Annotated in this window: 13 protein-coding genes; 2 read left to right on the top strand and 11 right to left on the bottom strand. The window is 57.3% G+C overall.

What is annotated here, in order from left to right; all coding sequences use genetic code 11:
* Positions 1-257: 257 nt before the first annotated feature.
* Positions 258-1,574 (top strand): glutamate/aspartate:proton symporter GltP, encoded by a 1,317-nt coding sequence (gene gltP, locus FCN80_RS20790; protein WP_136992265.1) that lies wholly within the window; start codon positions 258-260, stop codon positions 1,572-1,574.
* A 96-nt stretch (positions 1,575-1,670) separates the two neighbouring features.
* Here gltP and FCN80_RS20785 read toward each other — a convergent pair whose 3' ends face one another.
* From FCN80_RS20785 to nrdD, 7 genes are all read right to left on the bottom strand, one after another.
* On the bottom strand, positions 1,671-4,790 hold the full coding sequence (locus FCN80_RS20785; protein WP_136992264.1) for an efflux RND transporter permease subunit: 3,120 nt from the start codon (positions 4,788-4,790) through the stop codon (positions 1,671-1,673).
* Positions 4,787-6,394: an efflux RND transporter periplasmic adaptor subunit gene (locus FCN80_RS20780; protein WP_230492828.1), complete on the bottom strand. Its 1,608-nt coding sequence runs from the start codon at positions 6,392-6,394 to the stop codon at positions 4,787-4,789. The genes FCN80_RS20785 and FCN80_RS20780 overlap by 4 nt, the downstream gene beginning before the upstream one ends.
* Entirely contained in the window at positions 6,391-7,602 is a 1,212-nt protein-coding gene (locus FCN80_RS20775) for a TolC family protein (RefSeq protein ID WP_230492827.1), read from the bottom strand. The genes FCN80_RS20780 and FCN80_RS20775 overlap by 4 nt, the downstream gene beginning before the upstream one ends.
* A 51-nt stretch (positions 7,603-7,653) precedes the next feature.
* Positions 7,654-8,025, bottom strand: coding sequence for a copper-binding protein (locus tag FCN80_RS20770; RefSeq protein WP_230492826.1), 372 nt, complete (start codon positions 8,023-8,025; stop codon positions 7,654-7,656).
* Between the two features lie 75 nt (positions 8,026-8,100).
* Positions 8,101-8,523, bottom strand: coding sequence for a hypothetical protein (locus FCN80_RS20765; protein ID WP_136992262.1), 423 nt, complete (start codon positions 8,521-8,523; stop codon positions 8,101-8,103).
* A gap of 279 nt (positions 8,524-8,802) precedes the next feature.
* Positions 8,803-9,267 carry an anaerobic ribonucleoside-triphosphate reductase-activating protein gene (nrdG, locus tag FCN80_RS20760; protein WP_136992261.1) on the bottom strand — a complete coding sequence of 155 codons (465 nt, stop codon included), beginning with the start codon at positions 9,265-9,267 and terminating at the stop codon, positions 8,803-8,805.
* A 5-nt stretch (positions 9,268-9,272) separates the two neighbouring features.
* Positions 9,273-11,411: an anaerobic ribonucleoside-triphosphate reductase gene (gene nrdD, locus FCN80_RS20755; RefSeq protein ID WP_136992260.1), complete on the bottom strand. Its 2,139-nt coding sequence runs from the start codon at positions 11,409-11,411 to the stop codon at positions 9,273-9,275.
* 793 nt (positions 11,412-12,204) lie between these two features.
* On the opposite strand from nrdD, the gene mgtA reads away from it, so the two are divergent.
* The gene (gene mgtA / locus FCN80_RS20750) at positions 12,205-14,916 is read left to right on the top strand and encodes a magnesium-translocating P-type ATPase (protein ID WP_136992259.1); all 2,712 of its coding nucleotides are present in this window, start codon (positions 12,205-12,207) and stop codon (positions 14,914-14,916) included.
* 110 nt (positions 14,917-15,026) lie between these two features.
* Here the strand turns inward: mgtA and FCN80_RS20745 are convergent, their stop codons facing one another.
* From FCN80_RS20745 to FCN80_RS20730, 4 genes are read right to left on the bottom strand one after another with little or no spacing between them, the layout of a single operon-like run.
* On the bottom strand, positions 15,027-15,770 hold the full coding sequence (locus tag FCN80_RS20745) for a proteasome-type protease (RefSeq protein WP_136992258.1): 744 nt from the start codon (positions 15,768-15,770) through the stop codon (positions 15,027-15,029).
* 19 nt (positions 15,771-15,789) lie between these two features.
* Positions 15,790-16,611, bottom strand: a complete 822-nt coding sequence (locus tag FCN80_RS20740) for a transglutaminase family protein (RefSeq protein WP_136992257.1) — start codon at positions 16,609-16,611, stop codon at positions 15,790-15,792.
* Complete coding sequence (locus FCN80_RS20735; protein ID WP_136992256.1) at positions 16,608-17,537, bottom strand: alpha-E domain-containing protein; 930 nt, start codon at positions 17,535-17,537, stop codon at positions 16,608-16,610. Before FCN80_RS20735 ends, FCN80_RS20740 begins: the two co-directional genes overlap by 4 nt.
* Positions 17,531-18,967 carry a circularly permuted type 2 ATP-grasp protein gene (locus FCN80_RS20730; protein WP_136992255.1) on the bottom strand — a complete coding sequence of 479 codons (1,437 nt, stop codon included), beginning with the start codon at positions 18,965-18,967 and terminating at the stop codon, positions 17,531-17,533. The genes FCN80_RS20735 and FCN80_RS20730 overlap by 7 nt, the downstream gene beginning before the upstream one ends.
* Between the last annotated feature and the right edge of the window lie 768 nt (positions 18,968-19,735).

Genomic DNA, 19,735 nt, shown 5'->3' with positions numbered 1-19,735 from the left:
TAAATTCTTCTATAACAATATATTGAATTGTATTACCGATTTAATTCCCGGTATTGCCGTAAAACAAGGGCGAAGTCGCCATAAATCAGTGCTTGCCTGCGGCTTTTCCAGATGATACAGAATGGCGTCCTGTTCAGGACGTGGATTGGCAACTCTCCCCGCGGCGATACGGTCGGTTGGCGCAGATAAGCGAGAACAAAGCGGTACTTCAAGAGCATCCGGCCTGGCGGGGAACATTCTGGGGAAAGTAAATTGTTATGAAAAAGTTAATGTCTAGTCTCGCCTGGCAAATCCTGGCGGCCCTCATATTGGGAATCGCTGTCGGGGCGATACTGCACAATCAGGCGGAAAGCAGAGAGTGGTTCATCGCCAATCTGCTCTCTCCGGCGGGGGAGATTTTTATCCGTTTGATCAAGATGATCGTTGTGCCTATTGTGATTTCCACGCTGGTAGTGGGCATTGCTGGCGTCGGTGACGCCAAGAAATTAGGCAGGCTGGGTCTTAAGACGCTGGTTTATTTCGAGGTGATCACCACCCTTGCTATAGTGGCGGGCATTACGTTCGCCAATGTTTTTCAGCCGGGACATGGCATTGATATGTCAACGTTGGCGGCGACGGATATTTCGCGCTATGAGCGAACCGCCGAACAGGTGCAGGGCGAGGGGCACGGTTTGATCGGCACCATCTTGTCATTGGTACCGTCGAATATTTTTACCGCCATGGTCCATGGCGATATGCTGCCGATTATTTTCTTCTCCGTGTTATTCGGCCTTGGTCTCGCCGCGCTGCCGGACGAAACCCGCACGCCGCTGCTTAACGTATTCAAAGCGGTGGCGTCCACAATGTTTAACGTGACCCATATGATCATGCGTTATGCCCCCGTCGGGGTTTTCGCCCTGATCGCGGCGACGGTGGCCAATTTCGGTTTCGCCTCGCTTTTGCCGTTGGCCCGGCTGGTGCTGCTGGTGTATGCGGCAATCATCTTCTTTGCGTTTGTGGTACTGGGAACCACGGCCAGGTTATGCGGATTACGGATTTGGGTATTGCTGCGCATTCTCAAAGAAGAACTGATTCTGGCTTACTCTACCGCCAGTTCGGAAAGCGTGCTGCCGCGTATCATGGAAAAAATGGAAGCTTATGGCGCGTCCCGAACAGTAACCAGCTTTGTGGTACCCACCGGGTATTCCTTCAATCTGGATGGCTCCACCCTTTATCAAAGCATAGCGGCCATCTTTATCGCCCAGCTCTATGGTATTGATCTGTCCATTGGCCAGGAAATCCTCCTGGTACTGACCCTGATGGTGACGTCCAAGGGCATCGCCGGCGTGCCGGGCGTGTCGTTCGTGGTATTGCTGGCGACGCTGGGCAGCGTGGGGATACCCCTTGAGGGACTGGCATTTATCGCCGGCGTGGATCGCCTGCTGGATATGGCGCGCACGGCGCTGAATGTGGTGGGCAACGCCCTGGCGGTACTGGTTATCGCCAAGTGGGAAAACCAGTTTGACCATGAAAAGGCGCAAGCTTTCGAGAAAACCGCGTTAACGGTAAAAACGCCGCAATCCTCGTTGTCATAGGCAACGCGTGCGGCGCTTAGCCGCGGCCCTAACGGGGACAGGTCCCAGAGAGGGCCGGGCAATGATACAAACACCCCCCTCAAAAGGGGGATGTCGTCAACCGTGGCGATGCAACAGCCGGTAAAGCGCCGGTATTACCAACATCGAGAGTAGCGGCGCGCTGACCATGCCGCCGATCATGGGCGCGGCGATGCGCTGCATGACCTCCGAACCGACCCCGCCGCCCCACATGATGGGCAGCAGGCCGGCCATAATGGTCGCTACCGTCATCACTTTGGGCCGCACCCGCAGTACGGCGCCTTCGCGGATAGCGGCCAGCATTTGCGATTCCGTCAAAGGCTGGCCGGCGATCCGGTATTTTTCCATCGCGTGGTTGAGGTATAACACCATGATGACGCCGAATTCCGCCGCGACCCCCGCCAGGGCGATAAATCCCACCGCGGCGGCCACCGAAAGGTTGTAGTGCAGCAGATAAAGCAGCCAAACGCCGCCTATCAAGGCAAACGGCAAGGTTCCCATGATCAGCAGCGCATCCCGCACCCGGGCGAAGGTGATATACAGCAGGACAAAAATGATCGCCAGCGTAAAGGGCAGCACGATTTTCAGTTTGGCGCTGGCGCGTTCCAGGTATTCGAACTGTCCCGACCAACTGACGGAAACACCGTCCGGTAATGTGACTTGCCGCGCCACCGCCCTCTGCATGGCATCCACGGCCGATTTCAGGTCGCGCCCGCGCAGGTCCACGTAAATCCAATCGGACAGACGGGCGTTTTCGCTCTTGAGCATCGGCGGGCCATCCGATACCCGGATATTCGCCAAATCGGATAACGCCACCTGGGCGCCGCCGGCGGTGATGACCGGCAGATCCCTGAGCTTTTGTACTGAATCCCTGACTTCACGGGGATAGCGCACATTGATGGGGTAGCGTTCCCGGCCCTCAATGGTTTCGCCGATATTGTCGCCGCCGACCACGGATGCCACGATGGATTGCAGTTCCGCCACCGATACGCCATAACGGGCGGCTTTTACCCTGTCGATGTCCACATCGATATAGCGCCCGCCATTCAACCTTTCCGCCAGCGCCGACGTCACGCCGGGGACGGACTTGACCACCCGTTCTATTTGCTGGGCGGCTGTTTCGATGTCATTGATATTGTTACCGTTGACTTTGATGCCCACCGGGCTTTTGATGCCGGTGGCCAGCATATCCAGCCGGTTACGTATAGGCGGTACCCAGACATTGGCGACACCGGGCAAAGACACGGTCCGATCCAACTCCTGAATGAGTTTGTCGGTGGTCATGCCCGGACGCCATTGATCTTTCGGCTTAAAATGAATCGCGGTTTCAAACATGGTCAGCGTGGCCGGATCCGTGGCGGTTTCGGCGCGTCCCGCCTTACCGAACACCGTCGCCACTTCCGGCACCGTCTTGATAAGTCGATCGGTTTGCTGCAACAGACGGGCGGCTTCGTTGGCCGAGATGCCGGGTAGCGTCGACGGCATATACAACAGATCGCCCTCGTCGAGGGACGGCATAAACTCGGTACCGAGACGGCTTAAGGGATAAGTGGTCGCCAGTAGCAGCGCCAGCGACAATCCCAGCGTCGATTTGGGGTATTGCAGCACTTTTTCCAGCAACGGCCGATACAAACCGATGAGCCCCCGGTTGATGGGATTGGCGTTTTCGTCCGGAATACGGCCGCGGATGAAATACCCCATCAATACCGGTACCAGTGTGATGCCCAATCCGGCGGAGATCGCCATGGCATAGGTTTTGGTAAACGCCAGGGGGCCGAACATCCTGCCTTCCTGCGCTTCCAGCGAAAACACCGGGATAAATGACAAGGTGATAATAAGCAGGCTGCAAAACAGCGCCGGCCCGACCTCGGTCGACGCGCGGGCGGATATCCGCCAATAGTCCGCGCCAGCCGGGGTTTGCCCCGGGTGCCCGTGCCGCCACTTTTCCAGTACCTTGTGCATGTTTTCGATCATCACGATCGCCGCATCCACCATCGCGCCGATAGCGATGGCAATCCCGCCCAGCGACATGATATTGGCGTTGACTCCCTGGTAATGCATGACGATAAACGCGCCAAGTATGCCCAGCGGCAAAGTGATAATCGCCACCAGCGCCGATCGGAAGTGGAATAGAAACAAGCTGCAGACCAGCGTGACCACGATAAACTCTTCCACCAGTTTGTGGGAAAGCGTTTCGATAGCCTGTTTAATCAAGGTGGAACGGTCGTAAACCGGCACGATCTCCACACCCTGCGGCAGGCTGCGACGGATTTCATTAAGCTTGCTTTTGACGCCGTTAATGGTGTCCAGGGCATTTTTGCCATAGCGCATCACGATAATGCCGCCAGCCACCTCTCCCTGGCCGTTCAGTTCCGCCACGCCGCGCCGCATCTCCGGCCCCAGGCGCAAATCGGCCACATCGGACAGCAGTATCGGCACGCCGCCGCGGGAGGTAATGACGATATGCTCGAAATCCTGCGCGGATCTCAGGTAACCGGAGGTTCGGACCATATACTCGGCTTCATTCATTTCCAGCACCGACCCGCCGCCTTCCTGGTTAGCCTGTCTGACGGCATCGATGACTTGTTGGTGGGTGACGTTCAGCGCGCGCATACGGTCGGGCTTTAATACGATCTGGTACTGACGCACCATGCCGCCGACGCTGGCCACTTCCGAGACATTGGGGACGGTTTTCAGTTCGAACCGCAAGACCCAGTCCTGCAATGCGCGCAAATCGGCCAGACTGCGGCGCCCGGTTTTGTCCACCAAGGCATATTCATACACCCAGCCGACGCCGGTGGCATCCGGGCCCAGGCTGGCCCTGGCTTCAGGCGGCAGGCTGGATTGCGCCTGACTCAAATATTCCAACACCCGCGAGCGCGCCCAATAAGGGTCGGTACCTTCCTCGAACAAAATATAGACGTAGGCATCGCCGAACATGGAAAAGCCGCGAACCGTTGTGGCGCCCGGCACCGACAACATGGTGGTGGTCAGCGGGTAAGTCACCTGGTCCTCCACCACCTGCGGCGCTTTACCTGGGTAATTCACGCGAATTATCACCTGCACATCGGAAAGATCCGGCAGCGCGTCCACCGGCATCCGTTGCAATGCCCAAATCCCCCAGGCCGTGAGCAGCAGCGCGCCCATCAATATCAGCAACCGGTTACGTAGCGACCAACGAATAATAAACGCAATCATTGTTCGCTCCTCACCGGCGCCAGTTGAGTAATGCGGGCGCCGCCATCGTCAAGAACAAAACGAAACGTCACGTTGCTTCCCACTGCGAGGCCGCTGGGCAAACCGGAGGCGGGCAAGGCAAAGTCCATGGTCATCGGTGGCCAGCCCAAGTCCGGCACGGCATGATGGGACATCGTCACTAAATGGCCGCTGATGGCATCAATCACGCCTTCGGTGGCATATTCCCGCCCCTGGGGCTGGGCCGTCCGGGACTTGGCCGACGCCGGGGCGTCATTGAATTCAGGCATCGGCGCCATGCCCGGCATATCGGCCATGGCATCGCCGGTTTTCGGCGACGGGCTTTTCGCTGGAGAAGAGGGATTTCCCGCCATTTGTGGTAACGCGCTGCGCAGGCTGGCTTCGGAATCGATCAGGAACTGACCGGAAACCACGACCTGTTCGCCGGCATGCAAACCCTGGCGTATTTCCACCCAATCGTCGAACTCACGTCCGGCGACCACGTTCACCGGCCGGAAATGGCCGTCGCCTTCCGCCAGCAATACCGTATTACGGCTACCGGTCTGGATCAGCGCATCCTGAGGTATGGCCACCACACTCTCGCCGCCGGCGTCGCGCGCCAGGCGAACATTCAGATACATACCGGGCTGAAGCCGGTTATCCCGGTTTTCGACGGCAATACGCGCCCGGTAAGTGCGTGTGGCGTTATCCACTACCGGCAGAACTTCACTGACGCGGCCGTGAAACGTACTACCCGGCCAGCGGGCCGTCACAGCGACGATATCGCTGCCCGGCGTGATGGCGCCGGCCTGCGATTCGGGATAATCCGCCACCACCCAGACCGGGTCCAACGAGGACAGTTCAAACATAGCCTGCGACGTGGTGACCTGGCTGCCTTCCCGCACATCCAGTTTACTGATGAAACCCTGTTGCGGCGCGCGGATATCGATACGGGTTTGCGGTAGCCCGGTTTTCTCAACGGAACGGATAATATCGTCCGGCATAAACAGCAATTGCAGACGCTGACGCGCCGCGCGGGTCAATTCCGGATCGCCTAACCGGCGTACCGCCAGATATTCCTGCTGCGCGGCGCTCCACGTCGGGATCCATAACCGGGCCAGCGGCTGGCCTTTAACCACCTGCTGCTGTTCGGCGTTGACATAAAGTTTTTCCACTAGCCCATCGGCTCTGGCGGGGATGATTTGTATGCCGCGATCATCAATGCTGACCGTACCGAAGGCATCCAGCGGTGTGCGCACCGTCCGCTGTTCGGCTTTCGCCAGCCGAACTCCCAGGTTCTGCTGCTGCCGGGCGCTGACCGTGACGCCCCCTTCCTCCGCGGCCTCATCGGCATAGCGTGGTTTCAAAGGCATATCCATAAACGGCGATTTCCCCGGTTTGTCGAACCGTTGCCCCGGCGACATCGGATCGTACCAGTAAAGTATTTTTCTCTCTCCGCCCGCGCCGGCGGCCAGGGTCGGCGGCTGGGCCGAAGCGGCGGCCAACGGCCGCGTCTGGCGTAATAGGTAGCCCGCGCCGAATGCGGTCAAGAGAACCGCCAGGCTCAATATCCATTGCGTGAAACGGCTCATACGAAAAGCGCTCATGGCCTGGTCTCCTGCGGGATAAGGTAACGAATGGCGGCCCAGTTCCGCGCCAGATCACGAGCGGCGCGATTTTCTTCCAGCCCGCTTTCCAGCAGGGCGCGCCGGGCGCCGAGCATCTCGGCCAAGGTGGCGCTGCCGGCGCGGTACTGCGCCTGGGTCAATCGTAAACGCTGCTGTTGTAGCGGCAGTACGTCGTTTCCCTGCCGTTGCCAGCGCGACTGGGCGGCCTGATATTGCGCAATGAGCACATTGAGCTGTTCTGTGTGATCCCGCACGGTCGATGCCAGTTGGTCGTTGGCGGCGAAGACCCGCGCCTGGTCGGCGGCATGATCTTTATCCTGACGTTGGGACTGGAATAGCGGCAGATCCACGGTAAACATAATGCCGGCCATATCATCAAGCCGGTCGGCGCGTTTCCCGTAATACACTTCCACTCCGACATCGGGTATGGCCGCCACCGCCGACTGGGCGGAACGGGCCTGAGCCATTTCCGATTCGCGGCGGGCCTGCAAAACCTCCGGATGCTGTTCGACGCCTTGCATCAGTACCTGCGGCTCGGCGGGCAGTCGTTCAAAACGCGGCATTGCGCCGGTTGTATCGACCTGGGCATCGCCGGTCAGCCGCATCAGTCTCGCCTGCGCCACGGTGACGTCCCGATCGGCATCGGATACCGCATTACGCATATCGATCAGCACCAGACGACCGTCCAGAACCGATGCGGGGCTGCCTCCGCCCGCCACCGCCGCCTGTTGCACCGCGATTTGCCGTTCGCTTTCCGCCAACAGCCCCCGTGCTTGATCGGCGCCTTGACGGGCCAGGGTTAAATCCAGCCACGCCTGGGCGGTATCCCGCTGTAACCGGGCGCGCAATGTCTGGAAGTCGGCCGCCGAAACGGCGGCCTGCGCCTGGAAAGTTTCGGCTTTACGCTGCCGTTTGGTACGACTGACGTAACGTTGCTGAATCCCGATACGCTGCATGGTCATATCTTCGCGGGTCAATCGATGGGCATTGTCGCCGCCCAACGGCAGGTTTTCCACACCGAACTCCAGCTTCGGATCAGGTAACTGCGCGGCGGAATCGGCTTCGTTGGTCAGAGCCTGCCGTTCGTGGCGATTGGCGGACAGTGCCGATGAATACTGCTCGGCGCGGGTTAGCGCCTCATCCAGGTTCAGTTCCGCGCCAAACGTCGACGCGGAAGTGAGCAGCATGAGGACCAACCACGCCCGATGAGAGCATGGTGATTGCATGATGGTCCTCGCTTAAGGTTGCATGGGCTGGATGCGGGTCAGTTGATAACCCTGTTCAGTCTGGCGGAAACTGAATTCCACCTGGTCGCCTGGTGTTAATCCCAACTGGGCAAGTTGGGCGGGGATGGCGAATGTCATGGTCATGGCCGGCCAGTTCAGCGCCGGGATCGCCGAATGGGCGATGGCGATTTTGCCGTCGCCCAAGCGAAGGATGGTACCCTGGGAATGGTAATCGGTAGCGGTATCGGCGGACATATCCGCGACGGATGTCCCCTGGCCCATGCCGGGCATAGTATGCATGTCCATGCCGGCCATATCATCGGCGAACGCCGGGGCGGCGACAAACGTTAACGTCGTTAAAATACACATCAATACGGGTTTCATGGAGGAATCCTAAACATAAGTCAAATACCGTCCGCGACACGGGGGCGCGGACAACCATCGGCGTTATGTCCGGGTTTATTCTCTGAACCGGCAGAAACGAATTTCTGCCGGCGGCCCCGCAATGGGTGGCGTTAGCCAGTCGGCGCTAAGGGTTTGGGGTGTTTCCCGCCAGTCGGCTAGCCGTAACTCGGTAGGACTGGGCAAAACGGAGAAAGGCGCGTGTTGGTTATCTTTATGGACGCAATCCGGCACACAGTGTTTGTCGCAAAGTAATCCCGGCTGACCGGCCTGTTGGTCAGGGGCATCGTCATGCAGCATCCGCTCGGTATGTTCCAGCGTGGCCGGCAGGGCGGTAACGGGCATGGAGCATTGATGGCCCGCCAGCGCCAATTGCGAATTCAACAACAGCCAAAAGGCCAGCAAAATCAGGGCAAAAACCCGCCGCCGACGACAGCGGAACTTGTCCATGAATTTTGTGACTGATGCGGAATACGACATGATTTCCTTTTGAAACTGGCCGGTACCGGTGTTGCAGACGGTTGGCAACCGCCACGACGGGTAATGCCGCCGGCTGTATACTGCTGTCAATGGCCGTAGTGAACGCGAAAAGCGCTTAGGTGTTATTGATATGCATCAATTATTCAAGCGACACCGACGGGATGTCCATAGAATTTGCGTTAATTGACAAAGAGGAAAATATCTCGATCACTCAACCTGTTTCGGGCACGCAAAAACGGCGCGCGGAGGGATAGCCCCCGGCGCCGGCAAACATCCCCTTTAGCGCAAATAATGGATGACTTGATTGGCGCTTCCTCGCCAGAGCAGGGCCGGATCGCGCAGTTCCTGTACGAACTTGCCATCCACCAGGACGTTTATCTCATCCGCCACCTGCTTTTGAGCCTCGTTGAGACTAGCCAGGGTATAACCGGTCCAGACCCAGATATCCTTGCCAGGGCATTCGTCGCGCACCCGCCGTACCAAATGCAGCACCGCCGGAACATTACGCGGATGCAAAGGATCGCCGCCGGAAAGCGACAGGCCCTGCCGCGGGATCCGGCTGTCCCGTAAATCCTGAATGATATGATTTTCCATGGCCTCGGTGAACGGCACGCCGGAATCGAGCCGCCAGGTACTTTTATTGTAACAGCCCGGACATTGATGTTCGCAGCCGGCCACGAACAGCGTACAGCGGGTACCGGGACCGTTGACGACATCCACCGGATAGTATTGATGGTAATTCATGGCGTTTAGCCCAACGGCCCACTTGGCATATGTTTCACCCGCCGCTTGACCTCTTCTTGTTTCCCGGCGTTAAACGGCCGGGCGTCCGGGCTGCCGAGATAGCCGCAAACCCGCCGTGTTACCGAGACCTTGGCCGGATCATGGTTACCGCATTTCGGACAGGTAAAGCCTTTGCTGGTACAGGAAAACTCGCCGGTATAGCCGCATTCGTAACACTCATCGATAGGCGTATTGGTGCCATAGTAAGGAATGCGGGTATAGCTATAATCCCAGACATCTTCCAGCGCCTTCAGATTGTGTTGCAAATTGGGGTATTCGCCATAGCAGATAAAACCGCCGTTGGACAAGGGCGGATAGGGCGCTTCGAAGTCCAGTTTATCGTAGGGATTGACCTGTTTTTCCACATCCAGATGAAAACTGTTGGTGTAATACCCCTTATCGGTTACGCCTTCAACGATGCCGAACTCGGCGGTATCAAGGCGGCAGAAGCGATCGCAAAGATTTTCGCTCGGCGTGCTATACAGGCTGAAGCCATAGCCGGTTTCCTTTTTCCATTGGTCGGTGGCGGCGCGCAGGCGGGCGACGATCGCCACCGCCTTGCCGCGCAACTGGGCGTTGTCGAACACATGGGTCTCGGTACCGTACAGCGCGTTGATGGTTTCATGAACGCCGATATAACCCAGCGAAATCGAAGCGCGGCCATTCTTGAAAATATCAGCGATGTCATCGTCGGCCTTCAGACGCACGCCGCAGGCGCCTTCCATATACAGGATTGGCGCCACGCGCGCCTTGACGCCGTCAAGGCGGGCAATGCGGGTCATCAAGGCTTTCTTGGCCAGCGCCAGACGCTCGTCCAGCAACGCCCAGAAGCGGGATTCATCCCGTTTGGCCTCAAGGGCGATACGCGGCAAATTCAGGCTTATTACTCCCAGATTGTTACGCCCGTCGTGAATTTGCTTGCCGTTTTCTTCATAGACGCCGAGGAAACTGCGGCATCCCATGGGGGTTTTAAACGACCCGGTGACTTTCACCACCTGATCGTAATTGAGAATATCCGGATACATCCGTTTGCTGGCGCATTCCAGCGCCAACTGTTTGATATCGTAATTCGGATCGCTGAATTTGTGGTTTACGCCGTCGCGGATGGCAAACACCAACTTGGGGAACACGGCGGTTTTACGATTCTTACCCAGACCGGCGATACGATTGCGCAGGATAGACTGCTGTATCATCCGTGATTCGCGGCTGGTGCCCAGACCAAAGCCGAAGGTGACGAATGGCGTCTGGCCGTTGGCGGTATGCAGGGTATTGACTTCATATTCCAGCGACTGGAAAGCGTCGTAACACTCTTTTTCGGTACGGGCCAGGGCGTAATCTTCCGCATCGGCTATTTTCCATTGCGCGGCGGTGTTGCGGTGCTTGTCGTAGCTGGCGGCGACATAGGGCGCCAGTATTTCGTCAATACGGTTGATGGTGGTGCCGCCGTAGATGTGGCTGGCCACTTGGGCGATAATCTGCGCCGTTACGGCGGTGGCCGTTGAAATCGAGCGGGGCGGCTCGATCTCCGCGTTGCCCATTTTAAAGCCCTTGGTCAGCATACCTTCCAGATCGATAAGCATACAATTGAACATCGGGAAGAACGGTGAATAATCCAGGTCGTGATAGTGAATTTCCCCCCGTTCATGGGCCAGGACCACATCGCGCGGTAGGATGTGCTGCCGCGCGTAGTGTTTGGCCACGATACCGGCCAACAGATCCCGCTGGGTGGGAATGACCTTGCTGTCCTTATTGGCATTTTCATTGAGCAGGGCCACATTGCTCTGTTCCACCAGTCCGCGGATTTCCTGATTCAACCGGCCGCGTTTTTCGCGGGCCACATCGCGATCATGGCGGTATTCAATATACAAACGAGCCAGTTGCTTGTAGGGGCCGGCCATTAATTGATTTTCCACGGCATCCTGGATATCGCGAATATCCACGTGGGATCGGCCGTTCATTTGCTGAGCCACCAGCGCGGCGATGGTTGCGCAATAATCGTCATCTTTTACGCCGGCGGCCTGCGCGGCATGCATGACCGCCTGACAAATACGTGTTTGGTCGAAATTGACCTGACAACCGTCCCGTTTGATCACTACCGGTTTCACGATGCGACTCCTTGTACGCCAGAATGGGGTAAGGGCCATCCCGGCGCCGGCGGTGTTCCGGCGGGATGCGGCCGGAGACTAAAACCTGGGGGCGGAAGAATGACCACAATATCTAGTTTAATAATAGTACGTCTGACACTAGATATAGAGTATGGTCCAGAGTGTCGGCAGGAAACTTGACTTCGCTCAAAAAAACCGACCTCCGGCCGAAGAGTTAACCAGCTCGATTTTTCAGCGTAATGACAGGATATGGAGGCTGCCCGGCCCGGCGCTCCCGTTTTTTAACGCCGGCAGTATGCGCGTGATAGACGCTCCGGGCCAGCGCAATTTTCGTGGGCCGAAATAGCATGCAATGAACTTTGTGCGATAAACGGCGAATCGTTTATGTTTTATTTAACATTTATCCTGTATACTGCGCAGCGCTTAATAGTAGGCTCGCTTAACGATCATGCCGGCTACACGGTTGCCGAGAGCGTGCCCATCGGATGACGCCGTCGTCCCCCTAACAGATTCTGTACTCGGAAAAATGCACGTTGCATCGCGGCCAACCAGCGGCGACGTGAAGCATCACGAGTATATGTTGTTATCACAGATATTTTCCCTTTACCGGAGGTGTTCAACCTTTATGGACCCCGCACCTAAATCTGAAGATCATTCGCCCATCCGGTAAGGTATATCCCCGCCTTTTCGCGACTGCCTTACCGGGTGATTAACGGTAGGCAGAAGCGTCGCTTTCTGCTGAAAACTTGCATTGCCCGATCGTGGTCGACGTCACGCGGGCGAGGAAGACAGCATGGTATTACACGTCACCCGGCGGCTGTTCACTCAGCTCTTCCGTCGTTTACCCCGTCGTCTGTTCCAGCGGGACGTTATGCTGGAAGGACTGCCGAAAAACCAGAGCCGCGCCATACCCGCGGCATTGACCCGGTTGTGCCTGGAATGCGCGGGGCAAGATGAACCGCGGCTTTATCAGCGGTTCGCCAGCCATCCGGAGGGATTGACCGACCGCGAAGCCGATACGGCCCGCCAACGGCATGGCGATAACCGCATCGCCGGCGAACAGCCGCTGCCCTGGTGGCGCCATCTCTGGCAATGCTATCGCAACCCGTTTAATCTGCTGCTGACGGTGTTGGGCATCGTCTCATACGGTACCGATGATGGCACCGGCGCGGCGGTCATCGCCCTGATGGTGGCCATCGCCACCTTACTGTATTTCGTGCAGGAATCGCGTTCCAACAAAGCCGCCGATACCCTCAAAGCGTTAGTGAGCAATACCGCCACGGTATTGCGCGCCGATGATCGCAGCGGTGAAAGCCGTTATCGGGAAATCCCCCTGGATCAATTGGTGCCGGGGGATATCGTCAAATTGGCGGCCGGCGACATGATACCGGCGGATCTGAGAATTTTGCAGGCGAAAGACCTGTTTATCGGCCAGGCTTCGCTGACCGGGGAATCCCTGCCGGTGGAAAAAAGCGCCTATGTCCAGGCCGAGGCGGGCAATAACCCGCTCGAATGCGCCAATCTGTGTTTTATGGGCACCAATGTGGTCAGTGGCACCGCGCTGGCGCTGGTGATGAGTACCGGCGACAACACCTGGTTCGGCCAGCTTGCCGGCCATGCCACCCGCCAGTCGGCGCCGCCCAACGCTTTTCAGGCGGGCATCAGTCGGGTGAGCTGGTTGTTGATCCGGTTTATGATGGCGATGACGCCGGTCGTGCTGCTGGTTAATGGTTTCACCAAAGGAGATTGGTGGGAAGCGGCTCTGTTTTCCCTGTCGGTGGCGGTGGGTCTGACGCCGGAAATGTTGCCGATGATTGTGACGTCCTCGTTGGCCAAAGGCGCGGTACAGTTATCCCGCCAGAAAGTCATCGTCAAAAGGCTGGACGCCATTCAGAATTTTGGGGCCATGGATATTCTTTGCACCGATAAAACCGGCACGCTGACCCAAGATAAAATTGTGCTGGAATGCCATACCGATGTGTTTGGTCGGCGCAGCGATCGGGTGCTGCAAAACGCCTGGCTCAACAGCTATCATCAAACCGGACTGAAAAATTTGCTGGATACCGCGGTGCTGGACAGCGTAGCGGCCGATTATCCCGATTTGGCGTCGGCACGCTGGCGCAAGATTGACGAAGTTCCCTTTGATTTCGCCCGCCGCCGCATGTCGGTGGTCGTGGCCGGCGATGACGGTATTCCCCACCTGATTTGCAAGGGCGCGCTGGAGGAAATGCTCGGCGTGTGCGGCCGTGTCCGCCATGAGGAGGAAATCGTGCCGTTGACCGCGCCGCTGTTGCGGGATATCCATGAGGTCACCGGCGATTTGACCCGTCAGGGCCTCAGGGTGGTGGCGGTGGCCAGCCGCGAAATGCCCGCGCAACGCAGCGAGTTCGGCCGGGCGGACGAATCGGACCTGATCCTGGAAGGCTATATCGCGTTTCTCGATCCGCCGAAAGAAAGCACCGGTCCGGCGTTGGACGCGCTGAGAAACCATGGGGTGGCCGTGAAAATCCTGACTGGCGACAATGAGCGCGTGGCCGCCAAAGTGTGCCGGGATGTGGGGCTGGACGTTAATCGCGTGCTGACCGGCGGCGATATCGAACAAATGGATGATCGGACCCTGGCGACGGCGGCCCGGCAAACCACCGTATTCGCCAAACTGACGCCGCTGCAAAAAGCGCGGGTAGTGGGCATCCTGCGCGACGAGGGCCATGTCGTCGGTTTTATGGGCGACGGCATTAACGATGCGCCGGCGCTGCGGGCGTCCGATATTGGCATCTCGGTGGATACGGCGGTGGATATCGCCAAGGAAGCGGCGGACATCATCCTGTTGGAGAAGAGCCTGATGGTGTTGGAGCGAGGAGTGGTGGAAGGCCGCCGTACCTTCGTGAACATGCTGAAATATATTCGGCTGACCGCCAGTTCAAATTTCGGCAATGTGTTCAGCGTGCTGGTGGCCAGCGCATTTTTGCCGTTTCTGCCAATGCTGCCGTTGCATCTGTTGGTGCAAAACCTGATCTACGACGTCTCGCAAATCGCCGTGCCGTTCGACCGGGTCGATGAGGATCAATTATGCCGCCCCCAGCGCTGGCGCACGGAAGACCTCGGGCGCTTTATGGTCTATTTCGGGCCGATAAGCTCGATATTCGATATCCTGACGTTTTGCCTGATGTGGTTTGTCTTTAAAGCTGATACGCCGGAAAAACAGACTCTGTTTCAGACCGGCTGGTTTGTGGTGGGCGTGCTTTCGCAAACCCTGATCGTGCATATGCTCAGAACACGTAAAATCCCGTTCCTGCAGAGCCGGCCGTCCTGGCCGCTGGGCCTGACGGCATTGGTGGTTATCGTGCTGACCGTTGGCATGACCTTCACGCCCGTGGCGGGATTTCTGCATCTGCAGGCGCTGCCGCCGGCCTATTTCCTATGGCTGACGGCGATCCTGGCCTCATATATGCTGCTGGTGCAAGGAATGAAAGGCTGGTATGTGCGCCGTTACGGCTGGCAATGACAGAACAGGGGCGGGCGGGGGCAGCCGACAAAAAGGCAACTTGATGCAAGACCGGCATATACGGTGTCTGTCGGCTTTTGCGCTCATTGGCCGTCGGCGCCGGGGCGGGACTATTCTTCCGCTTCCGCCAGGTCCAGCGGCGGCATGCCCAGGAACGTGTTCAACAGCCCTTCGGCCCAGGCTTTGCGGATAGTCGCGAAGTAGGGGTTTTGCTCGGTGATGCGGTATTGTTCATCGCTGGCGAAACTGTCGCGCCGGTAAATCATCACGTCCAGCGGCAGGCCCACCGACAGGTTGCTGCGTAGCGTGGAGTCGATGGAGATCAGGGCACAGCACATGGCTTGTTCAAGCGATGTCTCATAGGTCAGTACCCGATCAATGATGGGTTTGCCGTATTTGCTTTCGCCGATCTGAAAATAAGGCGTATCCTCGGTGGCTTCGATAAAGTTGCCCTCGGGATAGATATGGAACAACCGCGGCGGCTCGCCGGTTATCTGACCACCCAGCAGTATATTGCAGCGGAAATCGGTCGTACTGCCGTTCTGCTGGGCGGTGCTGTCGCGATGAATCACTTCGCGAACTGTTTCGCCCACCAGGCAGGCGGCATCGTACATCGACGCCGCGTTCAACAAATTAGCCCGCTCCGGATCCCGGGCCCGGTAACGCAACAGATTCAAAATGCTCTGGGTGGTCGCCAGATTGCCGGCGCTTTGCAGCACCAGCGTCCGCTCACTGTCCTGATGCAAAACATGCAGCTTGCGAAAAGTGGAAATGTGATCCACCCCGGCGTTGGTACGGGAGTCGGAAGCGAAAACCAGTCCGCCCGACAGGCGCATCGCCACACAGTAAGTCATCTAAACATCCTTAAAAAAATCATTGTTGCTGCTGGCTAACGGCCTGCCGTCCCTCGGGTTGCTCCACGATGGCTTCGGAGTACATTTCTTCATAACCGCCGCCGATGCGCGAACCCCGCACCGGACAGGCGTCCAGGTAATCGAAACCCACCGCCAGTTTCAAGTGCTGGCCAGGATTGCAGGTATTGTTGGTGATGTCGAAACTTCGCCACCGCTCGCTCAACCACACTTCCGCCCAGGCATGCATCGCCACGTGCCGGGTATCACTGCTGTAAATATACCCGCTGACATAGCGCGCGGGGATATGCAGACTACGGCAACACGCCAGGAAAACATGGGTATGATCCTGGCAGACCCCGTGCCGGTCGGCGAACACTTTAGCGGCGGTATCCTGCACCCCGGTGGCTCCCGGCGTATAAGGCATCCGCAACCGGACTTCCGCCATCAGTTCCTGCAGGCTCTCAAGCGCGGCCTGCTCGCGGTAAATCCGGGCCGCAAATGTCCGTATGGCTTCATCGGGCTGGGTCAGCGCGGTGAAGCGTAAGAATACCAGAGGCGACAGCGGACCGCACTCCTCGTTGATATTTTCGCCGTCATCGGCGATTTCCGCCAGCCCCCTGGCGCGAATGGCGATCATTTCATGCGGGCGGTCGAGGGTCAGCACATGCAGGATATTACCAAACGCATCGGTGCCTTCGGTCGACTGTTCCGGCAGGCTTAGCGTCCACTCGACAATTCGCTGGCGCGTCGTGCTCTGTGGCGTCAGGCGCAAGTATTGCGTACTGAACTTGACTTCATGATCATAGCGGTAATGGGTCAGGTGATCGACGGCCAATTTCATAGCGCCTCCAGATAGGTGTGGTTGATACTGTCCGCCAGGGCATTGATTTTTCCCTGAAACTGCATCATGTAATTTTGCAGGCCCTGTTCAAGGACTTCTTCCAGCGTACTGAATCGCAGCTCGACGTTCAGGGTGTGCGCCAGCCGGCGCGGAATGTTGGCCCGTTGACCGCCTATCCGCTCAAGCTGTTGCACGACGTCGCCGACACAGGCACGCAGCGAGCGGGGCATATCGTTGCGCAGCACCAGCAATTCGGCCACCGTTTCGCGGCTGATGGGATTCTGGTAAAGGCTGTGGTAAGCCTCGCGGGCGCTCACGGCGCGTAGCAACGTGTCCAGCCGGTAATATTCCCGTACCGGGTCGGGATCGCCGTCCAATTGCTGGTCTTTAAGCACCAGCAATTGCGCTGTGGCGTATGCCCGTTCGATCAAGGTGCCAAGGCGAATGAAACACAGGGCGTCATTACGCAACAATGTACCGAACATCGCGCCCCGGAACAGATGCGCCCGTTCTTTGGCCCAATCGAAGAACGCGTCGGTGCCGATTTTCGCCACGCCTTTACTGCGCATCATTTTCATTTCAATCCAGGAGGCATTGATGCTTTCCCACACCTCCGATGACAGACTGCCGCGTACCGAATGGGCATTATTCCAGGCCATCTGAAAACAACTGTAGATGCTGCTGGGATTACGGTCGTCGAGTGAAAAAAAATTGAGCAAACCGGACATGCCCAGGCGGGGATAATGTTCCTCAAACAGCCTATGGGTTCCGGTGAGGTTTAAAGGCAAGGTCAAATCATCGTTCTGCTGGCTGCGAATGGGCATCAGCGACAATTTATAGGTCACATCCAGCACGCGGGCGATGCTTTCAGCCCGTTCCAGATAACGGGACATCCAATACAATTCGCTGGCGGTTCTGCTTAGCATTCGTCATCCTCCATTATCCAGGTATCCTTGGTGCCGCCGCCCTGAGAGGAGTTCACCACCAGCGAGCCGGCGTTAAGCGCCACGCGGGTCAATCCGCCCGGCACAAGCCGTATTTCCTCGCCGGTCAGGGCGAAGGGGCGTAAATCGATGTGGCGGGGCGCCAGTCCTTCTTCCACAAACGTCGGACAGGTTGACAGCGCCAGCGTTTCCTGGGCGATGTAGTTGTGCGGCATGGCGATCAGCCGTTGGCGGAAATCCGCCAGTTGCGCCTTAGACGCTTTAGGCCCCACCAGCATGCCGTATCCGCCCGCGCCATGGACTTCCTTGACCACCAACTTCTCCAGATTGGCCAACACATAAGACAATGCTTTCGGATCGCGGCATTGCCAGGTGGGAATGTTGCCCAGGATGGGGTCTTCCGACAGGTAAAAGCGGATCATCTCCGGCACATAGGGATAAATGGATTTATCGTCCGCCACGCCGGTGCCTATGGCATTGGCCAGGATCACGCCACCGGCGCGGTATACCGAAAGCAGGCCAGGGACGCCCAGGGTGGAGTCGGCGCGAAATGCTAGCGGATCGATAAACGCGTCGTCAATGCGGCGATAGATGACATCCACCTTGCAAGGACCTTCGGTGGTACGCATATAAACCGCCCCCTGTTTGACAAACAGATCCGCGGCTTCAACCAGTTCGACACCCATTTGCTGCGCCAGGAAGCTGTGCTCGAAATAGGCGCTATTAAAACGGCCCGGCGTCATGACCACTACGGTGGGATCTTCCTCCGGCGAACTTTCCCGCAGAATTTGCAATAAATAGAAGGGATAGCGTTCAACAGGCGCGATATGTTGGCTAGCGAATAAATCCGGATAAAGCCGCATCATCATTTTACGGTTCTCCAGCATATAGGAGACGCCGGACGGCGTGCGTAGATTGTCCTCCAGTACGTAATAGTGGCCATCGCTATTGCGGACCATATCGGTACCCACGATATGGGCATAAATATCGTTGTAAAGATCCACCCCCTGCATACAGGGCTGATATTGATCATTAGCCAGCACCTGCTCAGTGGGCACGATCCCCGCTTTGAGAATATGCTGGTCGTGGTAAATATCGTAAAGAAACGCGTTCAGCGCCTTGACCCGCTGACGGATACCTCGATCCATCCACTGCCATTCCTTGGCTGGAATGATCCTCGGTACGCTGTCAAACGGAATCAGCCGTTCGGTACCGCCTTCCTCGCCATAGACATTGAACGTGATGCCCACCCGGTGGAACAATAATTCGGCTTCTTCCTTTTTTTGCTGAATGGCCTGCTGATCGGCCTGCTGTAGCCATTGCCAATAAGCGTTGTAATGGCTGCGGTGCGTTCCGTCAGCCTTAAGCATTTCATCAAAAAACGGCGACCCGGCAAGATTGATTCTTATCATCGGCATACCTTTGCTGACTTAGCTGAACGGATATCAGCTCCATGCATAAAGCGCGCCAGCGGCCGCTTTATGGAAACTCGTGGCAAGGCCAGGTGGGAAGGCCATAGGGGTGATGCACCAAATGGGTGCAATGAAATCGCGGCAAAGCTATTATTAACCGAAATGGAGCACCGGCGGCGGCGAGTGAAGGGTCCCGCTATCGCGGTTGTTTTTTCGGCGGCAAGCGAGCGGGGCCCTCAGGAACTAAGGCGATGATGTGACTGGGGCGAGCGGGCGCAGCCAACAAGGGGCAACTCGAAGTATGACGAAAAAAAAGCGCGCGATCTTGTTGCTGAAAATTCAACAAAAGTGTTGACGCTTGATTTTTTTATTGGTAACAAGGGGTAAAGTGGTTTTCTCTGACTTGATGAAAGAATTTAGCGGATATATGCATGGGAGTCCATGCTCTTGATTTTTTCTTAATGCTTATTCGTCGGGGTCGGAATGAATTCTTCAAAAAGCAATACGTGTGAGAATTCCCATTACACATTTAAACGACTTATTTTCGCCCGCCTTTGTGGGTCGCAGCCGCAGCGTGAGTTTTATCGCTTGGTGCGGCTAAGGTATTCTTCCACTCTTTTTGCTGGCAAAAGCGGCAATTCGCCGAGCATGCCGCCTTCCTTGAATATTGAGTGACAATCGTTTCAGGTGGCCGGGTCTAGGACCCGGCCGAGTCATGCACTGCTATTACGACAAACAACGACGATTTTAGATGGTTGGCTGGGCTCG

Origin of the sequence: Martelella alba, from assembly GCF_005217455.1 — a bacterium.
In the GTDB taxonomy this organism is placed as follows: domain Bacteria; phylum Pseudomonadota; class Gammaproteobacteria; order Enterobacterales; family Enterobacteriaceae; genus Acerihabitans.
The sequence above is the reverse complement of the archived record's forward strand: the minus strand, read 5'-3'. Positions and strand labels throughout refer to the sequence as shown.